Here is a 25891-nt window from a genome sequence, read left to right as displayed (position 1 = left end):
CGGAAGGCACCGGTGTGACACCGAAACGGGGATGGGCACGACGACTGTGGGCCTATGCATGGCGCCACCCGAAGGACGTCGTGCTCGCCCTCGGCTCCTCGCTGGCCGGCATGGCCGTCATGGCCCTCGTCCCGCTGATCACCAAGGTGATCATCGACGACGTCATCAGCGACCACAGAAGGTCCATGACCACCTGGGCCGGTCTCCTCATCGCCGCCGCGCTGGTCGTCTACGTCCTCACCTACGTCCGCCGCTACTACGGCGGCCGTCTCGCCCTCGACGTCCAGCACGACCTGCGGACGGAGATGTACGGCACGATCACCCGGCTCGACGGCCGCCGCCAGGACGAGCTGTCCACCGGCCAGGTCGTCGGCCGCGCCACCAGCGATCTCCAGCTCATCCAGGGCCTGCTCTTCATGCTCCCGATGACCATCGGGAACTTCATGCTCTTCCTGATCTCCCTGGTGATCATGGCCTGGCTGTCCGTGCCGCTGACCCTGGTCGCCCTGGCGGTGGCGCCCGCCATCTGGTGGATCGCCAAGCGCAGCCGCACCCGGCTGCACCCCTCCACCTGGTACGCCCAGGCCCAGGCCGCCGCCGTCGCGGGCGTGGTCGACGGCGCCGTCAGCGGCGTACGCGTGGTGAAGGGCTTCGGGCAGGAGGAGCAGGAGACCGGCAAGCTCCGGGAGGTCGGCCGGCGGCTGTTCGCGGGCCGCCTGCGCACCATCCGCCTGAACTCCGTCTACACCCCGGCCCTCCAGGCCGTCCCCGCGCTCGGCCAGGTCGCGATGCTGGCCCTCGGCGGCTGGCTTGCGGTGCGCGGGCACATCACGCTCGGCACGTTCGTCGCCTTCTCCACCTACCTCGCCCAGCTGGTCGGCCCGGTCCGCATGCTCGCGGTGGTGCTCACCGTCGGCCAGCAGGCTCGGGCCGGCACCGAGCGCGTCCTGGAACTGATCGACACCGAGCCGTCGATCGAGGACGGCCACAAGGATTTGCCCGCCGACGCCCCCGCGACGGTCGAGTTCGACGACGTCTCCTTCGGCTACGACGACGCCCCCGGCGCGGCCGGCAGCGTCCTCGACGGACTGTCCTTCGAGATCCGCCCCGGCGAGACCCTCGCCGTCGTCGGCTCCTCCGGCTCCGGCAAGTCCACGGTCTCCCTCCTGCTGCCGCGCTTCTACGACGTCACCCGCGGGGCCGTCCTGGTCGGCGGGCACGACGTGCGCGAGCTGACCACCGAGTCGCTGCGCGCCGCGATCGGCCTCGTCCCCGAGGACTCGTTCCTCTTCTCCGACACCGTCCGCAACAACATCGCCTACGGCCGCCCCGACGCCACCCAGGAGGAGATCGAGAAGGCCGCCCGGGCCGCCCAGGCGGACCGTTTCATCAGTGAGCTCCCCGACGGCTACGACACCACCGTCGGCGAGCACGGCCTCACCCTCTCCGGCGGCCAGCGCCAGCGCGTCGCCCTCGCCCGCGCCATCCTCAGCGACCCGCGCCTGCTGGTCCTGGACGACGCCACCTCCGCCGTGGACGCCCGCGTGGAGCACGAGATCCACGAGGCCCTGAAGGGCGTCATGCGGGGCCGCACGACCCTGCTGATCGCCCACCGCCGCTCCACCCTGAACCTCGCCGACCGCATCGCCGTCCTGGACGGCGGCCGCCTCGCCGACCTCGGCACCCACGAGGAACTCCAGGAGCGGTCCGCCCTCTACCGGCGCCTGCTCACCGACCCGGACGAGCTGGGCGCGGTCTCCCCGGGCCACACCCAGCCGGCCTGCCCCCGGGAGGACACCTCCGTACGGGACGAGCTCGACGCCGAGTTCGACGCCGAGCGCGGGGTCACCCCGCGGCTGTGGACCGGCGACCGCGAGCGCAAGGACCTGGCCCTCGCCGAGAGCCCCGCCACCCCCGAGCTGCTCGCCCAGGTCGAGGCGCTGCCCCCGGCGGCCGACGTCCCGGACATCGACGAGTCGAAGGCGGTCCGGCCCGAGGCGTCCTACGGCCTGCGCCGCCTGCTGGGCGGCTTCGGGCTGCCGTTGCTGGTCAGCCTCGCCCTGGTCGCCACCGACGCGGGCATGGGCCTGCTGCTGCCCGTGCTGATCCGGCACGGCATCGACTCCGGCGTCACCCAGGCCGCGCTCGGCGCGGTGTGGGCGGCGGCACTGCTGGGACTGCTGACGGTCGCGGTGCAGTGGGCGGCCCAGATCGGTGAGATCCGGATGACCGGGCGCACCGGTGAGCGGGTGCTGTACTCGCTCCGGCTGAAGATCTTCTCCCAGCTCCAGCGCCTCGGGCTCGACTACTACGAGCGCGAGCTGACCGGGCGGATCATGACCCGGATGACGACCGACGTCGACGCGCTGTCGACGTTCCTCCAGACGGGCCTGGTCACGGCCTTCGTCTCGGTCGTCACCTTCTTCGGGATCATGGTGGCGCTCATGGTGATCGACGTGGAGCTGGCACTGGTCGTCTTCGCGACGCTGCCGCCGCTGATCATCGCCACCTTCTTCTTCCGCCGCGCGAGCGTGAAGGCGTACGAGCTGGCCCGCGAACGCGTGTCGGTGGTGAACGCGGACCTCCAGGAGTCGGTGTCCGGGCTGCGGATCGTGCAGGCGTTCCGGCGCGAGCGGGACGGCGAGCGGCGGTTCGGCGGACGCAGCGCCGACTACCGTGAGGCCCGCATCCGGGGCCAGTGGCTGATCTCGGTGTACTTCCCCTTCGTGCAGTTCCTGTCGTCGGTGGCCGCGGCGGCCGTGCTGATCGTGGGCGGGGCCCGGGTCGACGCCGGGACGCTGGCCATCGGCTCGCTGGTGGCGTACCTGCTCTACATCGACCTCTTCTTCGCGCCCGTGCAGCAGCTCTCCCAGGTCTTCGACGGCTATCAGCAGGCGACCGTGTCGCTCGGCCGCATCCAGGAGCTGCTGCGGGAGCCGACGTCGACGAAGTCCGCCGACGAACCCGTGGAGGTGCTGTCGCTGCGCGGCGACATCGCCTTCGAGGACGTGCACTTCGCCTACGGCGCCGCCGACGAGGGCGAGGCGGCCCTGGGAGGCGTCGACCTGCGCATCCCGGCCGGGCAGACCGTCGCCTTCGTCGGCGAGACCGGCGCGGGCAAGTCGACCCTCGTCAAGCTCGTGGCCCGCTTCTACGATCCGACCGGCGGCCGGGTCACCGTCGACGGCAGCGATCTGCGGGACCTGGACCTCACCTCGTACCGGCACCGTCTCGGGGTCGTCCCGCAGGAGGCGTACCTCTTCCAGGGCACCGTCCGCGACGCCATCGCCTACGGCCGTCCCGACGCCACCGACGCCGAGGTGGAGGCGGCGGCCCGCGCGGTCGGCGCGCACGACATGATCGCCACGCTGGAGGGCGGCTACCTCCACGAGGTCGCCGAGCGGGGCCGCAACCTGTCCGCCGGGCAGCGCCAGCTGATCGCGCTGGCCCGCGCCGAGCTGGTCGACCCGGACGTCCTGCTGCTCGACGAGGCCACGGCCGCCCTGGACCTGGCCACCGAGGCCCAGGTCAACCAGGCCACCGACCGCCTGGCAGGCCGCCGTACGACCCTCGTCGTCGCCCACCGCCTCACCACCGCCGCCCGCGCCGACCGGGTCGTCGTCATGGACCACGGCCGGGTCGCCGAGGACGGCACCCACGAGGAACTGCTCGCCCGCGGCGGCCGGTACGCGCAGCTGTGGCGGACGTTCATCGGCGCCGCCGAGCCGGAGGAGCCGGTCGGCGCGTCCCGCTGACGGAGCCGCCCGACCGCGTTTTCGTAACGCTCGTGCAACCATCCGACATACGTCATGCGTCCGTACTGGCGTACGCCGATGGTCGCGGACGGCGCGGTACGGGAGGACGAGAGTGCACAGTGGAGCGATACGCCGGCGGCTCGCGCTCGGACTGGCCGTGCTGACCGCCTCCGGGCTGCTCGCCGTCGCCGCGCCGGGGGAGGCGCAGGCCGCCTCCGCGTACTGTCCCGGCCGCAAGGTCCGCACCCTGTCGTTCTCCACCGGCACCGTGCTCGTCTACAAACGCGGCCAGTACGTCTGCGCCGTGACCCTCACCAAGAAGCCCGGCGTGAAGCGCAAGATGTCGGTGAGCGTGCAGGCGCGCGGCAACCGGCCGGTCGTCGACGCGGGCAAGTACGCCTACCACGCGGGCCCGGTGATCGTGCACGCCGGGCGCCGTTGCGTCTGGCTCAAGGGCCAGGTCGGCCAGGGGAAGTTCAGCTCCGGCTGGATCCTCTGCTGACGGACGCCGCGCACCCCGTCACACGCCCCCCGCGCACAGGGTTTTCCCTATGTCCCCTGGTGCTCCGGTGAGTTGGTCCGCTAGCTTCCGGCGCACATCTGTCTCACAGGGGAGTGCGCATGCGCAAGGCGCTCAGATGGCTGCTGGCGCTCACGGTGCTCATAGGCACACTGGGCACGGCGGGAGCGGCCACCGCCGCCGACGCCGCCGGCACCACCGACATCAAGGAGAGGCTGCTCTCCATACCGGGCATGAGCCTGGTCGAGGAGAAGCCGTACACCGGCTACCGCTTCTTCGTCCTGAACTACACGCAGCCGGTCGACCACCGCAAGCCGTCCAAGGGCACGTTCCAGCAGCGCATCACCGTGCTGCACAAGGACGTCGCGCGCCCGACGGTGTTCTTCACCAGTGGCTACAACGTCTCCACGACGCCCCGCCGCAGCGAGCCGACCCAGATCGTGGACGGCAACCAGGTCTCCCTGGAGTACCGCTTCTTCACCCCGTCGCGGCCCGCCCCGGCGGACTGGTCCAAGCTGGACATCTGGCAGGCCGCCAGCGACCAGCACCGCGTCTTCAAGGCGCTGAAGGGCATCTACGGCAAGAAGTGGATCTCCACGGGCGGCTCCAAGGGCGGCATGACCGCCACCTACTACGAGCGCTTCTACCCGCGGGACATGGACGGCGTCGTCGCCTACGTCGCCCCCAACGACGTGGTGAACAAGGAGGACTCGGCCTACGACCGCTTCTTCGCCCGCGTCGGCACCAAGGAGTGCCGCGACCGCCTCAACGGCGTGCAGCGCGAGGCGCTGGTGCGCCGCGAACCGCTGGAGAAGAAGTACGCGGCCTTCGCGCAGGAGAACGGCCTCACCTTCACCACCATCGGCAGCCTGGACAAGGCCTATGAGGCGACCGTCCTCGACTACGTGTGGGGCTTCTGGCAGTACAGCCTGCTGTCCGACTGCGACCAGATCCCGGCCGACGCCAAGAACGCCACCGACGACCAGATCTGGGACTCCGTCGACACGATCTCCGGGTTCTCCGCCTACGCCGACCAGGGCCTGACGACCTACACGCCGTACTACTACCAGGCCGGCACCCAGCTCGGCGCGCCGACCATCCGCTTCCCGCACATCGAGAAGCAGTACATCCGCTACGGCTACCAGCCGCCGCGCAACTTCGTCCCCCGGGACATCCCCATGAAGTTCCAGCCGTCGGCGATGCGGGACGTGGACACCTGGGTCCGGCACAACGCCCGCCACATGCTCTTCGTCAACGGCCAGAACGACCCGTGGAGTGCGGAGCCCTTCCGCGTCGGCAAGGGCGCGAAGGACTCCTACGTCATGACCGCCCCCGGCATGAACCACGGCGCCAACGTCGCGGGCCTCGTGCCCGAGCAGAAGGCCCTCGCCACCGCCCGCATCCTCGACTGGGCCGGTGTCGCCTCCGGTTCGGTGCAGGCGGACCCGCAGGCGGCCAAGCCGCTGGCGAAGTTCGACGCCAAGCTCGACAAGCGGGACGTCCAGCGTGAGATGACGCTGCGTCCGTAACCGCCCGCAGCCCGGCTACGACCGCCCCTCGGCCCCCTGGCCGAGGGGCGGTTCGCATGTTCCTGCGCGCGCGGTGAATGCTCCGTACGGTGACCTGATGGACAGTTCTGTCGTCTTCAACGTCGCGACCACGGCCATCGCCGTCGTCGCAGTGGTGACCTCCATCGTGTTCAGCACACGGCAGGCCCGCATCGCGAAGCACGCCAACCACATTTCGGTGCTGATCGATCTGCTCCGGGAGTTCCGGTCCGCCGAGTTCCACGAACAGCACGACTACGTGTGCACCCGCCTGGGGGCCGAGCACGACCCGGCGGACGGAGTACGCGGGTTACCGGCCGAGGCCAAGACGGCCTTCTGCAGCGTCGTGTACTACTACCAGTCCTTCGCCAACCTCGCTGTCTTCGGTCTGCTCGACCAGACGCTGCTGGTCACGGTCCTGCGCACGCGGATCGTCTCGGTCTGGAAGGCCGTCCGGCCGTTCGTGGAGCGGGAGAGGGAGCTGCGGGGCGAGGGCAGCACCGGAACGTACCTGTCGACCTTCGAGGAACTGGCCCGGCTGGCGGCGGACCTGCCCCCGCAGCACGTCCGCGACCAGATGGCCGAGGCCCGGCGAAGACTCCCGCGCAACAGGCTCTTGGGGTGACGCGGGCGATGGCCAACGCCCCGCTCACAGCGGCCGGGCGCACCCCACCGGCCGTTTCCCGCCCAGCCGGACGTACAGGGCGGTCGGGCCGGGGCAGTCGGCGCGGTCGGTGACCGCGCGGACCACCTTGTACTGCGGCTTGCGCTCGCCCTCGCCGTCGCAGGCGGTCTCGCGGACCTGCCCGTCGCCGGAGCCGTAGACGCAGTCGCCCACGATCGTGCGGGGCCCGCCCCCGCCGCCCGGGTCGCCGGGGTGCGGCGGCTGGAGGTTGCGCATGCAGGCGTAGCCCTGCGGGACCGCCCCGTCGCCGTCCTCGTCGGAGGCGGGCCGCTGCTCGCTGATGTGCAGCACGAAGTCGGTGGTCGCCGGGCAGCGCGGCCCGTCCCGCACCGTGCCGTCGTGCCGTGCCGTGACCCGGGCCGCCGCCCGCTCACCGGCGCACGGCACCTCGGTGAAGCTGGTCGTACCGAACGAGCTGCACTCGCCGACCGCGAGGAACACCGCCCCGTATCCGGAGGGCCGGGTCGGCACCGGTGACGCCGTGGCGGTCTGCGCGGTCCTGCCGGTCGCGGGATCGCCCAGCCGGCCGTCCTCCGCCACGCCGCCCGACGGGCTCTGGCAGCCGGTCAGCAGCGTGCCGAGCAGCGCCACCAGTCCCCAGACCACCCCCACGGAACTTCTCCCACGCATCGCCGACCCCCCGAGTGTGCTCGCCCAGCGTGACCCGCCGTCGCGGGCGCACGCCAGGCACATGGGGCGGTTTGCGCACGTTGGGGGTGGTGCGCCCGGGCCGTGGCGTACGTCTAGTACGACAGCCCGTAGCCGATGGGGTACAGCACCTGCTCCGGATCATCCGCCCGCTGCACCGCCACCGGCAGCTTCCCGCGCGGTTTCACCCGCCCGGCGATCACCCGTGCGGCGGCCCGCAGTTCGACGTCGGTCCAGGAGTAGGCGGCCAGGCAGGCCGGCACGGACGGCAGCTGGGCCACGTCGTACGGGTTGCGGACGGCCACCGCCACGACCGGCCTGCCGGTGGCCACGAGCTGCTCCACCAGCGCCTTCTGGCCGCTGCCCGCCGTGACGTTGTACGTGGCCACCACGACCGCGTCGGTGTCCCGCGCCGCGGCGACCGCCTTCGCGATGGTCGCCGCGGAGGGGGCGGTGCCGGTCGACAGGGCCGTGGCCGTGAAGCCCAGCGCGCCCAGCGCGCCCGCGAGCACGCCGGTGGGCGGCCCCGTCGTGCCGGACGGCGAGGCAGGGTCCGCGCCGACCACCAGCACCTTGGGGTGCCGGCGCCGCGACAGGGGCAGCAGCCGCCCCTCGTTGACGAGCAGCGTCGTCGTCCGCTCGGCGATCCGGTCGGCCGCCGCCAGATGCGCCCGGGTGCCGACGGTCCGGTCCACACCGGCCTGACCGACGTACGGCGAACGGAACAGTCCCAGCTTCGACTTCAGCCGCAGCACCCGCAGGATCGATGCGTCGAGCCGGGCCTCGGTCAGCTCGCCCTCGCGCACGGCGGTCAGGACGGCGTTCCAGGCCAGGTCCAGATCGGGCGGGTTGAGGAGCTGGTCCACGCCCGCCTTCAGCGCGAGCACCGGCACCCGGTCGTCGCCGTACTTGGTGCGTACGCCCTCCATGCCGAGGGAGTCGGTGACCACGACTCCGTCGTAGCCGAGGCGTTCGCGCAGGATGCCGGTGAGGATGGGCCGGGAGAGGGTCGCCGGATCGCCGGAGTCGTCGAGGGCCGGGACCATCAGGTGGGCGGTCATGATCGAGTCGATGCCCGCGGCGATCGCCGCCCGGAACGGCGGGGCGTCCAGCCTCTCCCACAACTCGCGGCTGTGGGTGATGGTGGGGAAGCCGGTGTGGCTGTCGACGTTGGTGTCCCCGTGCCCGGGGAAGTGCTTGGCGGTCGCGGCGACCCCGGACCCCTGGTACCCGGCGACCTCGGCGGCCACCAGCGCGGACACGGCCCGCGGATCGGCACCGAAGGACCGTACGCCGATGACCGGGTTGGCCGGGTTGACGTTCACGTCGGCCACGGGGGAGTAGTCCTGCCGGATCCCCATCGCCCGCAGCTCGGCGCCCGCGATCCGGCCGAGGGTGCGCGCATCGGACCGCGACCCGCCCGCGCCGACGGCCATGGCGCCCGGGAAGAGCGTGGCGGGCCTGCCGACCCGGGCGACGATCCCGTGCTCCTGGTCGGTGGAGATGAGCACCGGCAGACCGCGCGGCAGCTCCAGGGACGCCTTCTGGATGCCATTGGACAGGTCCGCGATCTGGTGCGGCTCGCGGGTGTTGTGCGCCCACGCGAAGTAGATGATGCCGCCGACCCGGTACTTCGCCACCAGCTCGGCGGCCGTACGGACCCCGATCTCCTTGAGGTTGGCGTCGATGTCGGCCTGGTCGGGGGCGGTGGCGGAGTGGCCGTAGACCCGCATCACGAAGAGCTGGCCGACCTTCTCCTCCAGCGTCATGCGGGAGACGAGGGCGCGCAGCCGGCTGTCGTCAGGGGCGGCGGCCCGCGCGGGCCCGGCGGCCGCGAGGGCGGCGGTGACGCCGGCCGTGGCGGCGAGGAGGGTGCGTCTGGAGGGCTGAGCCGTGTTTCCCGTGTTTCCCGTGCCGGTGTCGTGCACGTGCGCTCCTTCCGGAGGTGATCCGTTGCGGATCCGCTGAAGGAAACTTCCAAGAGGTCACCAATATCCGGGAAGTTTCTGCCAGTCAAGGGAATGCACGGTAACCGCCGAGGGGCCGCCACCGGCGCGGTTGGAGGGGGACGCGCCGATGGCGGCAGGTGCCGCCGGCCGCGGTACGGCGGAGAGGGTGGTCAGCGATCGCAGCCAGTGGCGAGGGCCGACACCGCACCGTGGTGACTCTCCGGTGGCCTGCGATTGGACGGGGACGGTCCGGTCCGGGTTCCCGGCCCGGCCCGGATTTCCGCAAGTCGGTACACAGGGGAACCAGGGGGTCAGCGGGGCGGATGAGCCTCCACTCCCGGCCACAGCTCACCGAGCACCCGTACGGTCTCCGCGATGGCCGGACGCCGCGCCGCACCCGTCCGCCACAGCGCGTACAGCCGCCGCACCGGCATCGGATCGAGCGCCACCGCCACCACCCCGGCGGGCAGCGGCCCGCGCCCCAGCCGCGGGATGAGCGCGACCCCGAGCCCGGCCGCGACCAGGGCCACCAGGGTGGGGTTCTCGTCGGCCTGGTGGACGATGTCCGGCTCGTGCCCGGCCGTGCGCAGCGTCCGCAGCAGCCAGTCGTGGCAGACCCGCCCCGGCGGCTGGCAGATCCACCGCTCGCCGCCCAGCTCCTCGCGCCGCACGGCGGCCCGCCCGGCGAAGGGATGCCCCTCGGGGACGAGCAGATCGCACAGGTCGTCCCCGATGACCGCCTGCTCCAGACCCGGCGGGGCGGGCAGCGGCGCGATGTCCCAGTCGTGCGCCACGGCGAGGTCGACGGCGCCCTTCGCCACCAGGTCGACCGACAGATGCGGATCGACCTCGCAGAGCCGGGCGTCCAGGGCGGGATGCCTGCGGCCCAGCTCGGCCAGCACACCCGGCATCAGCCCGCGTGCCGCCGACGGGAACGCGGCGACGGTCAGCCGCCCCGCCGGCCGGCCCCGCCGCTCCTCCAGTTCGGTCTCGGCGCGCTCCACGATGGCCAGCAACTCCTGTGCGGCCGCCACCAGGTGCTTGGCCTCGTCGGTGAGCCGCACGCCCCGCCCCTCCCGCTCCAGCAGCACGGTCCGGGTCTCCCGCTCCAGCTTGGCGATCTGCTGGGACACCGCGGAGGGCGTGTACCCGAGCGCGAGCGCGGCGGCGCCGACGGTGCCGTGCACGGAGACGGCGTGCAGGGCGCGCAGCCGCTGGAGATCGAGCACGGGGGGCTCCTTTCTGCTGAGCGGGTCGCCCGGGGGCGTGCTCGGCGATGCTGTTGCTGCTCAGCGTGCTTTTGCTCGACGTGCTTTCAGCGGGGCTTCTGGTCAGCGGGGCTTCTGCTTAGAGATGCTTCATCCAACCATGCAGCAATCATCGCTGGTGCTTCACGGTCGCGGGACGCGATGCTCACGGCATGCGCCCGTCACACCGTGCCCTCGCCGTCCTGGTCGCCGCCGTCTGGGGCGTCAACTTCACGGTCATCGAGATCGGCCTGGACCACTTCCCGCCCCTGCTCTTCTCCGCCCTGCGCTTCCTGGCGGCGGCGCTCCCGGCGGTGTTCCTCGTGGGACGCCCGAAGGTGGCGTGGAAGTGGATCGTGGCGGTCGGCCTGGTCCTGGGCGTCGCGAAGTTCGGCCTGCTCTTCGTCGGCATGGACGCGGGCATGCCCGCCGGTCTGTCCTCCCTGGTCCTGCAGATCCAGGCGGTGTTCACGGCGGCGATCGCGGCCCTGACCCTGGGCGAACGGCCGTCCCGCGTCCGCCTGCTGGGCATGCTGACCGCCCTCGCCGGTATCGCCGTGGCGGCCGTGGACGAGGGCACCTCGGGCCCACTCGGCGCGTTCGCCCTGGTCGTCGGCGCGGCGGCGTGCTGGGGCGCCTCGAACGTCCTCACCCGCAAGGCCGCTCCGCCGGACGCCCTGAACTTCATGGTCTGGGTCAGCACGGTCCCGGTCCTCCCCCTGCTGGCCCTCTCCCTCCTCACCGAGGGCCCCTCGCGCGACCTGGCGGCCCTGCGCGCGCTGGACTGGCAGGGCGCGGGCACGATCCTCTACGTCGCCTGGATCACCACGGTCTTCGGCTTCGGCGCATGGGGTTTCCTGCTGCGCCACCACCCCGCCTCCACGGTGGCGCCGTTCTCCCTCCTGGTCCCCGTCTTCGGCATGTCGTCGGCGTTCCTGTTCCTCGGCGAGCCGGTGAGCCCCCTGCGGTGGTGCGCGGCGGCGCTGCTGGTGGGCGGAGTGGGGCTGGCCTCCCTCACCCCGCGGGCCCCCGGGCCCCGGCGGCCGCCCCTAGGACGCCTCGACCAGCATCCCGGGCGGGCTGATGTGGAACGTGCGGGCCCGCACGCCGAAGCCCGTGTCGCCGTCGAGGTGGCTGTCGTCGTCCCAGGTGATGATCGCGCTCTCCGGGCCGTTGCCGAAGGCCGTCGCGGTGCAGGTGTGGGACCGGTTCCCGGGGTCGGCCGTGCTGACCCGCACCGGGTCGCCGAGTGAACCCTGGCTCTCCGAGCAGACCTTGGCCATCACGGTCGGCACGGTGTCGTGGGTGTCCGCGCTCTCCTCGACCCACGCCATCAGGAAGCGCCCGCCGGGCAGCCGGGACAGGGCCGGGGAGCTCCGGGTGAAGCCCCGGGGGTTGCCGGCCGTGATGTCGAACGTCTCGGTGCCGTCGGGCTGGAAGATGCTCGCCGCGACAGTGGTCTGCGGTTTGCCCAGGTCGCTGGGCTGGATGCGCTCGATGTGCGCGACGACGAACCGTCCGCTGTCGAGCAGGGTGATCGCGTTGACCCCGGTGAAGCCGCCGACGTCGGGCTGGATCTCCCCGCCCAGGGCATTGCCCTCGAAGTCGAAGAACCGCAGCGTGAGCCGGCCGCCGCCGATCGATGAGGGATCGGTCGACCAGGCGACGACGACGTTGCCGTTGGTGAGGATCGACGCGGCGGGCTTCTCGTGGAAGCCCTCGGTGGTGCTGACCGTGAACTCCGGTGTCGCCGGGCTGCCGTCCGCACGGAAACGCCGCGCGCGGATGCGCTGGTCGGGCCGCCGGCTCGCCCAGGTGACCAGCACACCACCGTCGATCATGAACGCGAGGCAAGGCCGGACCTTCGGATCCGCGTCGGCCGTGACGAGCGTCTCCGGACCGGCCTTCCGGCCCTCGGTGAACCGCTGGAGCTTCACGGACGGGCTGGGCCCGGGCATGCCGAACGGCGTCTCCAGCCATACGGCGAACTGGCCGCTGATCCCGGCGGACAGCACGGAAGGCCACAGCGGCCGCACCCCCGGCCCGTCCGCCGGCTGGGCACTGACCGCGAACTCGCTCCCGAGCTTGTCGCCGTCGTCCCCCAGGAACTGTCCCTTGATGACGAAGTCGCTGTCGTCCGACCACAGCTCCAGGAACTGCGTGCCGAACAAGCCGTCGACGGCGGGCTGGAGCTGGTCGCCGGACTTGGTGGTGTTGACGAGGAAGTCAGCCATGGCTGCTCTCCGAATCAGGATGCGAGGGGAAGAGAGAGCACTACGACCGGCCGAGTCCTTGGGAAAAGCGTGTCACGCCCGGGGGACGGGTGCATCCGGAACGGCCCGGGGCGGCCCCGGCACGCCACCGCCCCGCCCCCGGGTACACGGGGGCGGGGCGGAGGCGTGGTCCGCGGGGCGCGGTCAGCGGGTGTGTTCGATGAACCTCCGCGCCGTCTCGGCCAGGACCTCCTGGCCGTCGCGTGCCCACAGGACGTCGTTGAACAGCTCCACCTCGATGGCACCGGTGTAGCCGGCCGCCTCCACGTGGTCCTGCCACTCCCGCATGTCGATCGACCCGTCGCCGATCTGACCGCGGCCGGTGAGGACGCCCTCGGGGAGGGGAGTCGTCCAGTCGGCGAGCTGGAAGGTGTGGATACGGCCGCCCGCGCCCGCCCGGGCGATCTGCGCGGGGGCGGTGTCGTCCCACCAGATGTGGTACGTGTCGACCGTGACGCCGACCTGGTGCGCCGGGAAGCGTTCGGCGATGTCCAGGGCCTGGGCCAGGGTCGACACCACACAGCGGTCCGAGGCGTACATGGGGTGCAGCGGCTCGATGGCCAGCCGGACGCCGTGCCGCTCCGCGTACGGGCCGAGTTCCGCGAGGGCGTCGGCGATGCGCTCCCGGGCGCCGTGCAGGTCCTTCGAGCCCGCGGGCAGACCGCCCGAGACCAGGACCAGCGTGTCCGTGCCCAGCGTCGCCGCCTCGTCGATCGCGCGGCGGTTGTCGGCCAGGGCCTCCGCACGCTCGCCCGGGTCGATCGCGGTGAAGAACCCGCCCCGGCACAACGTTGTCACCGTCAGCCCGGCGTCCCGCACCAGCTTCGCCGCGGCCTCCAGGCCGAACGCCTGCACCGGCTCGCGCCAGAGCCCCACGTTGCGGATGCCCAGCCGGGCGCAGCCGTCGGCCAGTTCCGGCAGCGACAGCTGCTTCACCGTCATCTGGTTGATGGAGAAGCGTTCCAGGGACCCGCTCACTGGTTCACCCCGTACATGCTCAGCAGCGTCTTCATCCGCTCTTCCGCCAGCTTCGGGTCGGGGAACAGCCCCAGCCCGTCGGCCAGTTCGTACGCCGTCGCGAAGTGCGGCAGCGAGCGGGCCGACTGCAGGCCGCCGACCATCGCGAAGTGCGACTGGTGGCCGGCCAGCCAGGCCAGGAAGACCACGCCCGTCTTGTAGAAGCGGGTCGGCGTCTGGAACAGGTGCCGGGAGAGCCCGACCGTGGGGTCGAGCAGATCGCGGAAGCCCTGCACGTCGCCCGTGTCCAGGACCCGGACCGCCTGCGCCGCCAGCGGGCCCAGCGGGTCGAAGATGCCGAGCAGCGCGTGACTGAAGCCCTGCTCGTCGCCGGCGATCAGCTCGGGGTAGTTGAAGTCGTCGCCCGTGTAGCAGCGCACGCCCTTCGGGAGCCGGCGGCGGATGTCGATCTCGCGCTGTGCGTCCAGCAGGGAGACCTTGATGCCGTCGACCTTGTCCGGATGGGCGGCGATCACGTCCAGGAACGTGTCCGTCGCCGCGTCCAGGTCGGCCGACCCCCAGTAGCCCTCCAGGGCCGGGTCGAACATCGGTCCCAGCCAGTGCAGGACCACCGGCTCGGCGGCCTGGCGCAGCAGATGGCCGTAGACCTCCAGGTAGTCCTCCGGCCCGGAGGCCGCCGCCGCGAGTGCCCGGGACGCCATCAGGATGGCCTGCGCGCCGGACTCCTCGACGAGGGCGAGCTGCTCCTCGTAGGCCGCGCGGACCTCCGCGAGCGAGCCGGAGGCGATCTGGTCGGTGCCCACACCGCAGGCGATTCGGCCGCCGACCGACTTGGCCTCGGCCGCCGACCGGCGGATCAGCTCCGCCGCGCCCGCCCAGTCCAGGCCCATGCCGCGCTGGGCGGTGTCCATGGCCTCGGCGACGCCGAGACCGTGGGACCACAGGTGGCGGCGGAAGGCGAGGGTGGCGTCCCAGTCGACCGCGGCGGGCGAGTCGGGGGAGACGTCCGCGAAGGGGTCGGCGACGACGTGCGCCGCCGAGAAGACCGTGCGGGAGGTGAAGGGCGTGCCGGGGGTCACGGCCAGGGGCTCGGTGCGGGGCTCGTAGGTCCGCAACGCCCCGCCGGCGCCGGGAAGTCGGATGGTCACAGCGAGATCTCCGGCACGTCGAGACGGCGGCCCTCCGCGGAGGACTTCAGGCCCAGCTCGGCGAGCTGGACACCGCGGGCACCGGCCAGCAGGTCCCAGTGGTAGGGGGCGTCGGCGTAGACGTGTCGCAGGAACAGCTCCCACTGGGCCTTGAAGCCGTTGTCGAACTCGGTGTTGTCCGGGACCTCCTGCCACTGGTCGCGGAAGACCTCCGTGGCGGGGATGTCCGGGTTCCAGACCGGCTTGGGGGTGGCGCTGCGGTGCTGGACGCGGCAGTTGCGCAGGCCCGCGACCGCGGAGCCCTCGGTGCCGTCCACCTGGAACTCCACGAGCTCGTCGCGGTTGACGCGGACGGCCCAGGAGGAGTTGATCTGGGCGATCGCGCCGCCCTCCAGCTCGAAGACGCCGTACGCGGCGTCGTCGGCCGTCGCGTCGTAGGGCTTGTCGTTCTCGTCCCAGCGCTGCGGGATGTGCGTGGCGGTGAGCGCCTGGACGGACTTCACCCGGCCGAACAGCTCGTGCAGCACGTACTCCCAGTGCGGGAACATGTCGACGACGATGCCGCCGCCGTCCTCGGCCCGGTAGTTCCAGGAGGGGCGCTGGGCGGTCTGCCAGTCGCCCTCGAAGACCCAGTAGCCGAACTCGCCGCGCACGGACAGGATCCGGCCGAAGAACCCGCCGTCGATGAGGCGCTTCAGCTTCAGCAGGCCCGGGAGGAACAGCTTGTCCTGGACGACGCCGTGCTTGATGCCGGCCTCGTTCGCCAGCCGGGCGAGGTCCAGGGCGCCGTCGAGGCCGGTGGCGGTCGGCTTCTCGGTGTAGATGTGCTTGCCGGCCGCGATGGCCTTCTTCAGGGCCTCCTCGCGGGCGGAGGTGACCTGCGCGTCGAAGTAGATGTCCACGGTCTCGTCGGCGAGGACCGCGTCCACGTCCGTCGAGAAGTGCTCCAGCCCGTGCTGCTCGGCCATCGCCTTCAGCACGTGCTCACGGCGGCCGACCAGGATCGGCTCGGGCCACAGCACCGTGCCGTCGCCGAGGTCGAGGCCGCCCTGCTCGCGGAGGGCGAGGATGGAGCGGACCAGGTGCTGGCGGTAGCCCATGCGCCCGGTCACGCCGTTCATGGCGATTCGCACCGTCTTGCGTGTCAACGTCGTTCCCTTCGTACGCGGTCGCGGCGCCGCGTACGCCCCACCCGTCACAGGCGGCCCGGTGAGCCGTCGGTTAACTGGTGAGCGTTGCAGCAAGCGCTTTCTATATACGGAGAAGCTAGCCTCTGAACCGCGGTCCGGACAAGACCGTGACCAGGACGAGTTGTTCGAGGGGGCGAACAACAGGGGGTCGGGGGCTTAAGGTCTGCTCGGAACCTTGGCCATTGGTTCGCCGGGGGCGGGGGCGGTCGACCTGCTGATCCGTGCGGAACCATGTCCGGTGGTCTGGGTGTGTACGAGGGTGGAGACGAGACGAGATGCGCGACCGGAGGACGACGAGATGACGGTGACCCTGGCGGACGTGGCGGCCCGCGCCCAGGTCTCACCCGCGACGGTGTCGCGCGTGCTGAACGGCAACTACCCCGTGGCGGCCTCCACCCGCGAGCGGGTGCTGAAGGCCGTGGACGAGTTGGACTACGTGCTCAACGGGCCCGCGAGCGCGCTGGCCGCCGCCACCTCCGACCTGGTCGGGATCCTGGTGAACGACATCGCCGACCCGTTCTTCGGGATCATGGCGAGCGCCATCCAGGCCGAGATCGGAGGGCCGGGCGGCCGTGCGGGCGGGGAGAGACTCGCGGTGGTCTGCAACACGGGCGGCTCACCCGAGCGGGAGCTGACCTACCTCACGCTGCTTCAGCGGCAGCGGGCCGCGGCCGTGGTGCTGACCGGTGGGGCGATCGAGGACGCGGCGCACCAGGTGGCCATGGACGCCAAGGTGCGGAAGCTGGGGGAGGCCGGGACGCGGGTCGTGCTGTGCGGACGCCCGCCGGCGTCGGACACCGGGGCCATCGCGCTGACCTTCGACAACCGCGGCGGCGGGCAGGAGCTGACCGAGCACCTCATCGGGCTCGGACATCGGCGGCTCGGCTACATCGCGGGCCCCGAGGAACGGACGACCACGCGGCACCGGCTGGAAGGACACCGCGCCGCGCTGGCCGCGCACGGCATCGAGGAGGACCCCCGGTGGACGGTGCACGGCCGCTACGACCGGCGCTCCGGCTACGAGGCGACGCTGGAGCTGCTGCGCCGTGACCCGTCGCTGACGGCGGTCGTCGCGGCGAACGACTCCGTCGCGCTGGGGGCGTGCGCCGCGCTGCGCGACTCGGGCCTGCGGATCCCGGAGGACGTGTCGGTGGCGGGCTTCGACGATCTGCCGTTCAGTATCGACGCGGTGCCGTCGCTGACGACCGTGCGGCTGCCGCTGGCGGATGCGGGGGCCCGGGCCGGACGGATCGCCATGGGCCGTGAGGAGGCACCGCCCGGGGGGATCGCGTCGGTGCGCGGCGAGTTGATGGTGCGCGGGTCCTCCGGGGTGCCGCGCTCCTCTTAGCGGCCGGGGCCTGGTGGCGGGGGTGTGGGGCCTGCCGTCCCCATGCCCCTGCGCCCCCGCTTCGGCCCGGACGTCTCGCCCTCATGTGCTCCTGCGTCCGCCGGGCAGGCCCCTCCGGTACGTGCCACGTCCCGGGAACGCGACGGGAGGACGCGTGCGGGGCCCCGTCAGCGAACGACGTCGAAGACGTTCTTCTGCAGCCCGTTGGCGTAGGCCTCGTGCTCGACGAGCCGCAGCTTCTGGGTGTCCTTGTCCGTGGCGCTGAAGAGCCGCTTGCCCGCCCCGAGCAGGAGCGGAAAGACGAGCAGGTGGTAGCGGTCGATCAGGCCGGCGTCGGAAAGGGCCTGGTTCAGGGAGGCGCTGCCGTGGACGATGATCGGGCCGCCCTCGGTCTCCTTCAGCGCGGCGACGTCGTCGAGTGAGCGCAGGATCGTCGTCTCCCCCCAGTTCGACACAAGGTTCTCCTCGGCGAGGGTCGTGGAGACGACGTACTTCGGCATCACGTTGTAGTCGGCGAATTCCTCCATGTCAGGCCACACCGGGCTGAATGCCTCATAGCTGAGGCGGCCCATCATCATCGCGGTGGCCTCTTCCTGCTCCCGGCCTTTGATCTCGAACGCCTCGGGAAGGAACTCGACGTCCTTGAAGGTCCACCCGGAGTTCCGGTAACCGGGCTCGCCGCCCGGGGCCTCGACGACGCCGTCGAGCGACATGAAAGCGGTGCTGATCAGGGTGCGCATTTCGGGTTCCTCGGTATCTCGTGTCGGGTGCTCGGCGGATTCGTCCCCGCACGCTTCCACATCACTCGCGGCTGCGACGCACGAACACCCTTCCTGACCGCGGAACACGGAGAAACTCATCGGCCGTCGCCTGGCCGCAGCAGCTCGTCCTGGTCTCAGGTCCCCTGGACGTCTAGGCTCGACTCAGATATCTCTGACTGAGTCAAATATCGGGGGTCGAGACCATGACCGTCCAGGACATCCGCTCCTTCAACCGCTTCTACACGAACGTCATCGGCGCCCTCGACTACGGCCGCCGCCTCTACGCCCCCTACACCCTCACCGAGTCCCGTGTCCTCTACGAGCTGGCGCACGCGCCCCGTACGGACGCCGCCGACCTGCGGGCCCAGCTGCACCTGGACGCCGGGTACCTGACCCGCATCCTGAACAAGTTCGAGGAGGACGGGCTGGTCGAGCGCGGTCCGTCCGAGACGGACCCGCGTCGCCGCAGCGTCACGCTCACCGGGCCCGGCCGGGAGGCCGCCGCACTGCTCGACGAGCGGGCACGGCAGTCGGTCGGGGAGATGCTCGACACGGTCCGCGCCGAGGACCGGCCCCGGCTCGCGGAGGCCATGCGGACCGTCCGGACGATCCTGGGCGAGGGCCGCGCCCCGCGCCCCGAGGACGTCGTCCTGCGCGAGCCCGCACCCGGCGACCTCGGCTGGATCGTGCAGCGCAACGCCGCGCTGTACGCGGCGGAGTACGGCTTCGACGCCGACTACGAGGGCCTGGTGGCGAGGATCGTCGCCGACTACGCCGAGGACCGCGACCCGCGCCGGGAGCGGACCTGGATCGCCGAGCTGGACGGCCGCCCGGTGGGCTGCGTGATGTGCCTCCGGGACGACGCGCCCGGCGCCGCCCGGCTGCGGCTCCTGCTCGTCGAGCCCGACGCGCGCGGCCTCGGCATCGGCGACCGCCTGGTCGGGACGCTCGTCGGCTTCGCGCGCGAGGCCGGCTACCGCGAGGTCGTCCTGTGGACGAACGACGTCCTCGCCGCGGCCCGCCGCATCTACCAGCGCCACGGTTTCGTCCTGGTCGCGGAGAAACCGCACCACTCCTTCGGCCAGGACCTGACGGGCCAGGACTGGCGACTGGATCTCCACGCAACACCCGAGTGACGAAGGAGAGTCGCCGGCGGGGGTGCCGGGTAGGGTCCGTCAACATGAAGCTGGCGTTCTCCACCCTCGGTGTCCCCGGCCTGCCCCTGCCCGACGTCCTGCGGCTCGCGACCGCCCACGGCTATCACGGCGTGGAACTGCGCACCCACCCCGAGGAACCGGTCCACACCGGCCTCGGCCCCGCCGAACGGGCGGACGTCGCGGCCGAGTTCAAGGGAGCGGGCGTAGAGCTCCTGGGCCTGGCGGGATACGCACAGGTCGCCGCGCCGGGCGACGACGAGCCCGTCCTGGCCGAGATCCGTGCCCTCCTCGACCTGGCCCACGACCTGGGCGCCCCGTACGTCCGGGTCTTCCCGGGCGGCGACCTCGACGTGCAGACCCCCGAGGAGGCCGACGCGACGGCCGCCCGGCGCCTGGGCACGGCCGCCGAACACGCCAACGACCTGGGCGTACGCATCCTCCTCGAAACCCACGACTCGCACCGCACCGCCGCCGACGCGATGCGGATCCTCGGCCTCGTCGGCCACCGTCAGGTCGGCGCCCTCTGGGACGTGATGCACACCTGGCTCGGCGGCGAACAGCCCTCCGAGACCTACGCGGCGCTCTCCCCCCACCTCGGCTACGTCCAGGTCAAGGACATCGCCTCCCCCGACGACACGACCCCGCTGCCCCTCGGCGCGGGCGTCCTCCCGCTCGCCGAATGCGTCGAGATCCTCTCCCGCCACGGCTGGGACGGCTGGCTCTGCTGGGAGTACGAGAAGCGCTGGTACGAGGATGCGGCACCGCTGCCCGACCTCCTGGGGGCGGGGAGCGAGCACCTGAGCAGGTTGCTGAACGAGTCGGCGTGACGCTCGGCCCCGGGCGGCCCCGGTCGCCCGGACCATCAGCGGTCGCCCGGGCCGGCAGGTCTGCTAAGGCACCCGTGCCGGTCATGGGTGCCGTCGCCTTCCTGCCAGAGGCGTCGGTCACCGGGTACCGGGCTTGCCGAACTCCTCGATCAGCACCGGATACTGCTCCTTGCCGTGCCCGGCGGCGACCGCACGATCGGCCATCGCCTTGAGCAGTCTCGGAAGCTCGGCGTTGATCCCCGCCGCCTCGCTCTCCTCGATCAGATGCGCCATCGCCCGCGCGTCGGTCTCCAGCGCCGACACCTCGGCCGGGAACGAGCCCCGGTCGATCTGCCCGGCGTACCCCGGCAGCCAGTCGGCGACACCGGCGGCGATCCGTTGCGCGAACGGTGCGTACGTCCCGGCGTCGACACCCGCCGTCCCGAGCAGGGCCGTGCCCTGGAGCCAGGCGTTCAGCACGCTCCACATCATGGCCAGTCCGGCCGCGTCGTACAGCGACGCCAGCCCGTGGTCCGTACCGAGGTAGGTGACGGTGCCGAGAGCGCCGAGGGCCGGCTCATGCGCGTCGAAGTCCGAGCGCGCCCCGCTCTGAAGGATCACCGCGTCAGGGGTGCCGATGGCCGACGGGACGGCCATGACGGCGCCGTCCAGGTAGCGGGCGCCTCGCGCTTCGGCCCATCGGGCTGTCTCCCGGGCCTGACCTGAGTCGCCCGAGGTCAGGTTGATCAGCGTCGTGCCGTCCAGCTCGACATCGGCTGTGCCGAGTGTCTCGTGCACGGCTCGGTAGTCGGTGACACAGATGACCGTGAGGCGACCGGGCTCGATCGCGGCGCCGACGGTCGGGGCCGGCCGCGCGCCCTGGGCCACCAGCCGGTCGGCCTTGCCGGCCGTACGGTTCCACACGGTCGTGGGGTGTCCCGCCTTCAGGAACGCCCCGGCGAGCGCCTGGCCCATCAGGCCAAGTCCGATGACAGTCACGGGTGTTGTGGTTTCGTCGTCCATGGCAGCATCGTCGACGTTCATACCGGTGTGAAGGTCAAGCGAGGTTGTCGATGCGGATCGGGGAACTGAGCCGACGCACGGGCGTCAACGCCCATCAGCTGCGGTACTACGAGGCCCAGGGCCTGCTGGAGCCGGCCCGCGGGGCGAACGGCTACCGCGAGTACGACGAGGGTGCCCTGCTCCGCGTGAGGCAGATCCGCCACCTGCTCGGCGCCGGCCTGTCCTCCGAGGACATCGCCTACCTGCTGCCCTGTGCGACGGGGGAGGCCCCGACGCTGGTCGGATGCCCCGAGTTGCTCGCCGCGATGCGGTCACGGCTGCGGCAGCTGGACGACCGGTTGGCGAGCCTCGCCCAGTCCCGGGACGCCCTCGCCGACTACATCGAGGCGGCCGAACGCGTCGGCGGCGAGAGCTATCCGCCCCTGGGTCTCACACAGCCTGCCTAGCCTTCGATGTGCCCGTCCTTGACGGCGCTGACGAACGCGGCCCAGCCGCTCCGCGAGAAGACCAGGGCGGGGCCGTGGGCGGCCTTGCTGTCCCGCACCGGGACGTGGGGGTGGCCGGGGGCGACTTCGAGGCACTCGCCTTGATCCCCGCCGCTGTAGCTGGACTTGTACCAACCTGTGAGGGCGAGGTGCTCATTCATCACGCGCATGCTCCTCCGCTGCCGCCCTGACGAGGGCCAGTGACTCCTGCTGCGACAATGCGTCGCTCAGCGCCAGAGCGTAGGCGGTCTGACAGGCACTCACCAGAGCTGGCTCGTCCATCAAGTTGCCCGTCTGGAAGCCCTCCACGTAGGCCACCGGGGCCGAGTCCTCGAAGGTCATGAGCGTGAGCAGACTCTGCATGAGTGCGTGCGCCCCTACGCCGTAGGGGAGCACGTGCAGGCGCAACCGTCCCGACTCGGCCGTGTTCGCCACCTTGTGCAACTGCTCTGCCATGACGCGCGGCCCGCCGACACGGCGACGGAGGACTGCTTCGTCGAGCAGCGTCCAGACGACGGGTTGTGCAGGCCCGTCGAGGATTCGGCGGCGTCGCGTTCGAATGACAACGAGTTCGTCAAGTTCCTCGGGCGTGTGGTTCGGGCGGTAGGCCCCGAACAGGGCGCGTGCGTAGCCGTCGGTCTGAAGCACTCCGGGAACCAGGGAGAGTGCGAACTGCTGGATCTGCGTTGCCAGTTGCTCCAGCTCGGCCACCGCCGCGAAATGGTCGGTGTAGCGCGACTCCAGATCCTCCAGCCACCGCGCGAAGAACCCGTCCGTCCCCAGGGCCCGGTCGATCCGCCGCGCGTCATCCGGCTTGGGGAGGCGTCTGCCCGCCTCGAAATGGCTGATCAGCGTGGGTGAGCACACCACCTGGTCGCCCAGTTCCTCCTGGGTGAGACGGGCGGCGGTCCGCCTCAGCCGCATCTCCTCTTCTTGACAAACGCGATGTCAAGCTCCACCCCCTGGCAGGGTAGCGAGCGCCGGCCTCACTCTGTGAGTGATTCAGCACAGAGCGCAGTCACCGCAGGTGAGAAGGCAGGCAGACAGACGTGGTACACCTCATCGGCCCCCTCCTGGAGCCGTTCCTCCGCTTCCTCTTTCCTCCCCGGGGGAGGCGGCGGCGCCCGGCGGCGCCACCCCTGCGCACGTCCGCGTGCCCGGCGGCCTGCTGTCGTCCCGACGAGCGCCCGCTCCGGGGAGAGGACAACCGACTGGTGCGCCCCTACCTGATGGCGGAGGCGTCCGCATGACCGGCGAACCGCGCGACCGCACGGTGGCCGGGCGGCTGCTGCCCTGGACCGGTGACGACGGCAGACCGTGCTACCTCGTGGGCGACGGAACCGGCTACGTCTCACGGCTCGCAGACGAGATCGAGGACGTGCAGATCGACATGGCGGACCGTCTGCTCGGGCACGCCGCCGAACTCCTCGCGGAGCGCCGCGTGACTGGCGAGGAACTGCACTACCTGGCCCGGCGGCTCAGTGAGTCGCTGCGGGACGTCATAAGGGTCGCGGAGAGCAGAGGGGAGCGGCTGGCCCGACGGTCCCGGCCGTGACCGGGATGGTGTCAGCGCTGCTCGGTGCGGCGTGCGTACGCCCGGGCCGCGCGGGCGCGGTCGCCGCAGCGGGTGGAGCACCAGTGGCGACGGCCGTGGCGAAGCAGGTAGCGGTTGCAGGGCGGGGAACCGCAGGCGGTGAGGCGCTCGGCCTCGGGGGAGGTGAGCAGGTCGGCGGCGTCGGCGGCGAGGGTCGCCAGCGCGAGGTCGACGATCGCGGTGGTGGGGTGGGGGGCGGTGCGGTAGGGGCCGGTCTTGTCGTCCCACCGCAGCAGGGGGGCCGTGGGGACCCTGGTCATCGCGTCGTTGATGGCGCTCACGGCCGCGGGCAGGGCGGGTACGCCGTCGGCGCGGGCGGCGAACAGCGACCTGATCTGTTCGCGCAGCGACCGCAGTTGGGCCGCGCACATCTCCCGCATGCCGGCGTCGACGGGGGCGAGGCCGCGCTGGGTCAGCCAGTGGTTCGTCTGAGCGGGGGTGCCCAGGAGGTCCAGCGTGCGCCCGCCGGGCAGAGCGAGGGCGGTGTTGGCGAGGGCGAGGGAGGGGTGCTCCTCCTCGCCCTGGGCGGGCGGCGGGGCGGGCTGCTCAGTCACGGACTCCTCCATGCTTCTCATGGTACGGCTTGCCTCTATCCGTGAGAAGCGGCTACGGTCATCTCACGGTTCGATCGCTTCTATCCGTGAGGTGCTGCATGTCTTCCCTGCCCGTGACGGCCGACTTCCCCATCCGCGTCCTCGGCGGCCCGACCGCCGTCCTCGAATACGGCGGCCTGCGCCTCCTGACCGACCCGACCTTCGACGCGCCCGGCGACTACCCCCGTCCCGGGGGCCCGCTCCTGACCAAGACCGCACCCGCCGCCGGCAGCCCGGCCGACCTCGGCCGTATCGACGTGGTCCTGCTCTCCCACGACGAGCACGCCGACAACCTCGACATCTCCGGCCGGGCCCTGCTCGACGGCATACCCCTGACCCTCACCACGCCCGGCGGCGGCGAGCGGCTGCGTGAGAGCCTGGGGGAGAGGGTCAGGGGCCTGGCCGACTGGGAGTCCGTCGCGCTGGACCGCCCTGACGGCGGCACGATCACCGTGACCGGCGTCCCCGCCCTGCACGGCCCGGGCCCCCGCGAGCAGGTCGAGCCGTTCACCGGCCAGGTCGTCGGCTTCGTCCTGACCGGCGAGGGCCTGCCCACCGTCTACGTCAGCGGCGACAACGCCTCACTCGACGCGGTCCGCGAGATCGCCGGCCGCTTCGCCCCCGTCGACACCGCCGTGCTCTTCGCCGGTGCTCCCCGCTTCCCCGTCCTCTTCGACAACCAGGTCGTCGTCCTGGACAGCGCCATGGCCGCCGAGGCCGCGCAGATCCTCGGCGCCCGGCGCGTCGTCCCCGTCCACTACGACAGCTGGGCTCACTTCACCGAAGGCGGCGACGCGCTGGAAGCCGCCTTCACCGCCGCCGGGCTCGCCGACCGGCTGGACTGGGGCAAGGGCGCCTGACCTGGCGTCACTTGCGCCAGAACAGGTGATGGATCACCCCGCTCGGACTCGGCACGACATCGCAGTGGAAGCGGTCGAGCAGTTCCTCGGGCGACTCCCACAGCCGTGAGCCGGACCCGAGCACCACCCCGGGCGAGACCGTCACGTGCAGCGTGTCCACCAGATCGGCGTCCAGGAACTCTCGGACGGTGGCCGCCCCGCCGCCGAGCCGGACGTCCTTGCCCCCGGCCGCCTTGCGCGCCTCGTCGAGGACCTCGGCCGGATCCCCGCCGACGAAGTGGAACGTGGTGTCGGAGAGGGTGAACGACGGGCGCTCGTGGTGGGTCATGACGAACACCGGCGTGTGGAACGGGGGCTCGTCGCCCCACCAGCCCTTCCACTCGTGGTCCTGCCAAGGGCCGCGCTGCGGGCTGAACTTGTTGCGGCCCATGATCTCGGCGCCGATGTTGTTGTGGAAGTCGCGCACCAGGTAGTCGTCGAGGCCGCGGCTCCCGCCCGGGTCGGTGCGGTTCGGCCAGCTCGCGGTCGCGCCGGCCCAGGCGAACATCTGCCCGGGATCGGCGTGGCCGAACGGCCGCTCCAGGCTCTGGCCCTCACCGGCACCGAATCCGTCACTCGAGACGTTGAAGTTCTGTACGCGCAGCAGCTGGGTCACGGCGCTCCTCCTGTGGTCGACGCTAGAAAGACCGCCCGGCCCGGCGAAACTCATCGGGCGGAGCCGATGAATCACCGGTCCGGCGGGTCTTGTCGGCGTGGAGCCGGTGGATCGCTGGTCCGGCGGGTCTTGTCGGCGTGCAGCCGATCGGTCGCCGGCCCGGCGGAACCCGTCGCCGCGGCCCCGGCGGATCACGGCCCGGCGAACCTCATCGGCGCCGCCCCGGCGAACCCCATCGGCGCCGCTCCGGCGCGGCAAACGCTCCGGCTCACCCGGCCTGCGCCACCACGTGGTCGATCACCTGCTGGAAGTCCTCACTGGGCGAGAACTCCACCAGCTCACTGTCCTCCAGCGCCACCGGCACATGGCCGGGACCCCAGTAGTACGCCTGCCCCGCCTCGTACTCCTCCTCGCCCGTGGCCGTGCGCATCCTGATCCGGCCCTTGAGCAGGTAGCCCCAGTGCGGGCACTGGCAGGCGTCGTCGGGCAGGCCCTTGAGGGCCGGGCCCATGTCCGTGCCCTGGGGGAGGGTGATGTAGCCCACCGACAGGCCGCCGCCGATCGGCATCATGCGCAGTTCCACGCCGTCGCCTTCGAGGGCGACAGGTACGTCGTTCCGGGTCGCCGCCGTCATGGTTCCTCCGCTCCGGCCCACCAGGGCCTCGCACG

At 71.8% G+C, this 25891-nt stretch carries 24 protein-coding genes; 11 read left to right on the top strand and 13 right to left on the bottom strand.

Translation table 11 applies throughout. The features are described 5' to 3' along the window. The first annotated feature begins 14 nt into the window (after window positions 1–14). From RFN52_RS14420 to RFN52_RS14405, 4 genes are all read left to right on the top strand, one after another. Window positions 15–3755, top strand: coding sequence for an ABC transporter ATP-binding protein (locus RFN52_RS14420; RefSeq protein ID WP_184846608.1), 3741 nt, complete (start codon window positions 15–17; stop codon window positions 3753–3755). A gap of 112 nt (window positions 3756–3867) precedes the next feature. Then, on the top strand, window positions 3868–4257 hold the full coding sequence (locus RFN52_RS14415) for a hypothetical protein (RefSeq protein WP_184846606.1): 390 nt from the start codon (window positions 3868–3870) through the stop codon (window positions 4255–4257). Between the two features lie 119 nt (window positions 4258–4376). Beyond that, window positions 4377–5804, top strand: a complete 1428-nt coding sequence (locus RFN52_RS14410; RefSeq protein WP_184846605.1) for a S28 family serine protease — start codon at window positions 4377–4379, stop codon at window positions 5802–5804. Window positions 5805–5901: 97 nt separating this feature from the next. Continuing rightward, a complete protein-coding gene (locus RFN52_RS14405) occupies window positions 5902–6447 on the top strand; it encodes a DUF4760 domain-containing protein (protein ID WP_184846603.1) in 546 nt (181 codons plus the stop codon). Window positions 6448–6471: 24 nt separating this feature from the next. Here RFN52_RS14405 and RFN52_RS14400 read toward each other — a convergent pair whose 3' ends face one another. The 3 genes from RFN52_RS14400 to RFN52_RS14390 form a co-directional block, all read right to left on the bottom strand. Further along, on the bottom strand, window positions 6472–7137 hold the full coding sequence (locus RFN52_RS14400) for a hypothetical protein (RefSeq protein ID WP_184846601.1): 666 nt from the start codon (window positions 7135–7137) through the stop codon (window positions 6472–6474). A 113-nt stretch (window positions 7138–7250) separates the two neighbouring features. Then, window positions 7251–9083, bottom strand: coding sequence for a glycoside hydrolase family 3 protein (locus RFN52_RS14395; RefSeq protein WP_184846599.1), 1833 nt, complete (start codon window positions 9081–9083; stop codon window positions 7251–7253). Between the two features lie 332 nt (window positions 9084–9415). Then, window positions 9416–10333 (bottom strand): LysR family transcriptional regulator, encoded by a 918-nt coding sequence (locus RFN52_RS14390; RefSeq protein WP_184846597.1) that lies wholly within the window; start codon window positions 10331–10333, stop codon window positions 9416–9418. Between the two features lie 191 nt (window positions 10334–10524). Here RFN52_RS14390 and RFN52_RS14385 point away from each other — a divergent pair, with 191 nt between their 5' ends. Next, window positions 10525–11604, top strand: a complete 1080-nt coding sequence (locus RFN52_RS14385; RefSeq protein ID WP_311240955.1) for an EamA family transporter — start codon at window positions 10525–10527, stop codon at window positions 11602–11604. A gap of 1164 nt (window positions 11605–12768) precedes the next feature. Here RFN52_RS14385 and RFN52_RS14380 read toward each other — a convergent pair. Genes RFN52_RS14380 through RFN52_RS14370 form a run of 3 tightly spaced genes read right to left on the bottom strand, consistent with a single transcriptional unit; the run spans window position 12769 to window position 15898 of the window. Continuing rightward, the gene (locus RFN52_RS14380) at window positions 12769–13566 is read right to left on the bottom strand and encodes a sugar phosphate isomerase/epimerase family protein (protein ID WP_184853892.1); all 798 of its coding nucleotides are present in this window, start codon (window positions 13564–13566) and stop codon (window positions 12769–12771) included. Window positions 13567–13598: 32 nt separating this feature from the next. Beyond that, complete coding sequence (locus tag RFN52_RS14375) at window positions 13599–14750, bottom strand: dihydrodipicolinate synthase family protein (RefSeq protein ID WP_184846593.1); 1152 nt, start codon at window positions 14748–14750, stop codon at window positions 13599–13601. After that, window positions 14747–15898 (bottom strand): Gfo/Idh/MocA family protein, encoded by a 1152-nt coding sequence (locus RFN52_RS14370; RefSeq protein ID WP_184846591.1) that lies wholly within the window; start codon window positions 15896–15898, stop codon window positions 14747–14749. Before RFN52_RS14370 ends, RFN52_RS14375 begins: the two co-directional genes overlap by 4 nt. Window positions 15899–16238: 340 nt before the next feature. Between RFN52_RS14370 and RFN52_RS14365 the strand changes: the two genes are divergently transcribed. Then, window positions 16239–17288, top strand: coding sequence for a LacI family DNA-binding transcriptional regulator (locus RFN52_RS14365; RefSeq protein WP_184846589.1), 1050 nt, complete (start codon window positions 16239–16241; stop codon window positions 17286–17288). A gap of 167 nt (window positions 17289–17455) precedes the next feature. On the opposite strand, the gene RFN52_RS14360 is transcribed toward RFN52_RS14365, so the two are convergent. After that, window positions 17456–18028: a dihydrofolate reductase family protein gene (locus tag RFN52_RS14360; protein ID WP_184846587.1), complete on the bottom strand. Its 573-nt coding sequence runs from the start codon at window positions 18026–18028 to the stop codon at window positions 17456–17458. Window positions 18029–18252: 224 nt separating this feature from the next. On the opposite strand from RFN52_RS14360, the gene RFN52_RS14355 reads away from it, so the two are divergent. Next, window positions 18253–19185, top strand: coding sequence for a bifunctional helix-turn-helix transcriptional regulator/GNAT family N-acetyltransferase (locus RFN52_RS14355; RefSeq protein ID WP_184846585.1), 933 nt, complete (start codon window positions 18253–18255; stop codon window positions 19183–19185). A gap of 44 nt (window positions 19186–19229) precedes the next feature. Further along, on the top strand, window positions 19230–20033 hold the full coding sequence (locus RFN52_RS14350) for a sugar phosphate isomerase/epimerase family protein (protein WP_184846583.1): 804 nt from the start codon (window positions 19230–19232) through the stop codon (window positions 20031–20033). Between the two features lie 117 nt (window positions 20034–20150). Here the strand turns inward: RFN52_RS14350 and RFN52_RS14345 are convergent, their stop codons facing one another. Next, on the bottom strand, window positions 20151–21035 hold the full coding sequence (locus tag RFN52_RS14345; protein ID WP_184846581.1) for an NAD(P)-dependent oxidoreductase: 885 nt from the start codon (window positions 21033–21035) through the stop codon (window positions 20151–20153). A 50-nt stretch (window positions 21036–21085) separates the two neighbouring features. On the opposite strand from RFN52_RS14345, the gene RFN52_RS14340 reads away from it, so the two are divergent. Further along, window positions 21086–21481, top strand: coding sequence for a MerR family transcriptional regulator (locus RFN52_RS14340; RefSeq protein WP_184846579.1), 396 nt, complete (start codon window positions 21086–21088; stop codon window positions 21479–21481). Here the strand turns inward: RFN52_RS14340 and RFN52_RS14335 are convergent. Beyond that, the gene (locus tag RFN52_RS14335; protein ID WP_311241221.1) at window positions 21478–21681 is read right to left on the bottom strand and encodes a DUF397 domain-containing protein; all 204 of its coding nucleotides are present in this window, start codon (window positions 21679–21681) and stop codon (window positions 21478–21480) included. The genes RFN52_RS14340 and RFN52_RS14335 overlap by 4 nt on opposite strands. Then, on the bottom strand, window positions 21674–22444 hold the full coding sequence (locus RFN52_RS14330) for a helix-turn-helix domain-containing protein (protein ID WP_184846575.1): 771 nt from the start codon (window positions 22442–22444) through the stop codon (window positions 21674–21676). Before RFN52_RS14330 ends, RFN52_RS14335 begins: the two co-directional genes overlap by 8 nt. A 322-nt stretch (window positions 22445–22766) precedes the next feature. Here RFN52_RS14330 and RFN52_RS14325 point away from each other — a divergent pair, with 322 nt between their 5' ends. After that, on the top strand, window positions 22767–23075 hold the full coding sequence (locus tag RFN52_RS14325) for a hypothetical protein (protein ID WP_184846573.1): 309 nt from the start codon (window positions 22767–22769) through the stop codon (window positions 23073–23075). 11 nt (window positions 23076–23086) lie between these two features. Here the strand turns inward: RFN52_RS14325 and RFN52_RS14320 are convergent, their stop codons facing one another. After that, complete coding sequence (locus RFN52_RS14320; RefSeq protein ID WP_184846571.1) at window positions 23087–23680, bottom strand: CGNR zinc finger domain-containing protein; 594 nt, start codon at window positions 23678–23680, stop codon at window positions 23087–23089. Window positions 23681–23766: 86 nt separating this feature from the next. Here RFN52_RS14320 and RFN52_RS14315 point away from each other — a divergent pair, with 86 nt between their 5' ends. Then, the gene (locus tag RFN52_RS14315; protein ID WP_184846569.1) at window positions 23767–24567 is read left to right on the top strand and encodes an MBL fold metallo-hydrolase; all 801 of its coding nucleotides are present in this window, start codon (window positions 23767–23769) and stop codon (window positions 24565–24567) included. 7 nt (window positions 24568–24574) lie between these two features. On the opposite strand, the gene RFN52_RS14310 is transcribed toward RFN52_RS14315, so the two are convergent. Both RFN52_RS14310 and RFN52_RS14305 read right to left on the bottom strand, forming a co-directional pair. Beyond that, complete coding sequence (locus RFN52_RS14310) at window positions 24575–25222, bottom strand: dihydrofolate reductase family protein (protein WP_184846567.1); 648 nt, start codon at window positions 25220–25222, stop codon at window positions 24575–24577. A 268-nt stretch (window positions 25223–25490) separates the two neighbouring features. Then, complete coding sequence (locus RFN52_RS14305; protein WP_184846565.1) at window positions 25491–25856, bottom strand: cupin domain-containing protein; 366 nt, start codon at window positions 25854–25856, stop codon at window positions 25491–25493. Window positions 25857–25891: the final 35 nt, after the last annotated feature.

The sequence above is a fragment of the Streptomyces collinus genome, from assembly GCF_031348265.1.
GTDB classification, from domain to species: Bacteria; Actinomycetota; Actinomycetes; order Streptomycetales; family Streptomycetaceae; genus Streptomyces; species Streptomyces collinus.
Note: the sequence above shows the minus strand (reverse complement) of the source record. Positions and strands in the feature narration are given on the sequence as shown.

Bases quoted from the DNA above. Each gene is read 5' to 3' on its own strand.
- RFN52_RS14405 (WP_184846603.1), top strand. From the start codon at position 5,902: ATGGACAGTTCTGTCGTCTTCAACGTCGCGACCACGGCCATCGCCGTC.
- RFN52_RS14355 (WP_184846585.1), top strand. From the start codon at position 18,253: ATGACCGTCCAGGACATCCGCTCCTTCAACCGCTTCTACACGAACGTC.
- RFN52_RS14410 (WP_184846605.1), top strand. From the start codon at position 4,377: ATGCGCAAGGCGCTCAGATGGCTGCTGGCGCTCACGGTGCTCATAGGC.
- RFN52_RS14315 (WP_184846569.1), top strand. From the start codon at position 23,767: ATGTCTTCCCTGCCCGTGACGGCCGACTTCCCCATCCGCGTCCTCGGC.
- RFN52_RS14345 (WP_184846581.1), bottom strand. From the start codon at position 21,035: ATGGACGACGAAACCACAACACCCGTGACTGTCATCGGACTTGGCCTG.
- RFN52_RS14320 (WP_184846571.1), bottom strand. From the start codon at position 23,680: ATGGAGGAGTCCGTGACTGAGCAGCCCGCCCCGCCGCCCGCCCAGGGC.
- RFN52_RS14325 (WP_184846573.1), top strand. From the start codon at position 22,767: ATGACCGGCGAACCGCGCGACCGCACGGTGGCCGGGCGGCTGCTGCCC.
- RFN52_RS14380 (WP_184853892.1), bottom strand. From the start codon at position 13,566: ATGACGGTGAAGCAGCTGTCGCTGCCGGAACTGGCCGACGGCTGCGCC.
- RFN52_RS14340 (WP_184846579.1), top strand. From the start codon at position 21,086: ATGCGGATCGGGGAACTGAGCCGACGCACGGGCGTCAACGCCCATCAG.
- RFN52_RS14330 (WP_184846575.1), bottom strand. From the start codon at position 22,444: ATGCGGCTGAGGCGGACCGCCGCCCGTCTCACCCAGGAGGAACTGGGC.
- RFN52_RS14305 (WP_184846565.1), bottom strand. From the start codon at position 25,856: ATGACGGCGGCGACCCGGAACGACGTACCTGTCGCCCTCGAAGGCGAC.
- RFN52_RS14385 (WP_311240955.1), top strand. From the start codon at position 10,525: ATGCGCCCGTCACACCGTGCCCTCGCCGTCCTGGTCGCCGCCGTCTGG.
- RFN52_RS14335 (WP_311241221.1), bottom strand. From the start codon at position 21,681: ATGAATGAGCACCTCGCCCTCACAGGTTGGTACAAGTCCAGCTACAGC.
- RFN52_RS14360 (WP_184846587.1), bottom strand. From the start codon at position 18,028: ATGCGCACCCTGATCAGCACCGCTTTCATGTCGCTCGACGGCGTCGTC.
- RFN52_RS14350 (WP_184846583.1), top strand. From the start codon at position 19,230: ATGAAGCTGGCGTTCTCCACCCTCGGTGTCCCCGGCCTGCCCCTGCCC.
- RFN52_RS14400 (WP_184846601.1), bottom strand. From the start codon at position 7,137: ATGCGTGGGAGAAGTTCCGTGGGGGTGGTCTGGGGACTGGTGGCGCTG.
- RFN52_RS14365 (WP_184846589.1), top strand. From the start codon at position 16,239: ATGACGGTGACCCTGGCGGACGTGGCGGCCCGCGCCCAGGTCTCACCC.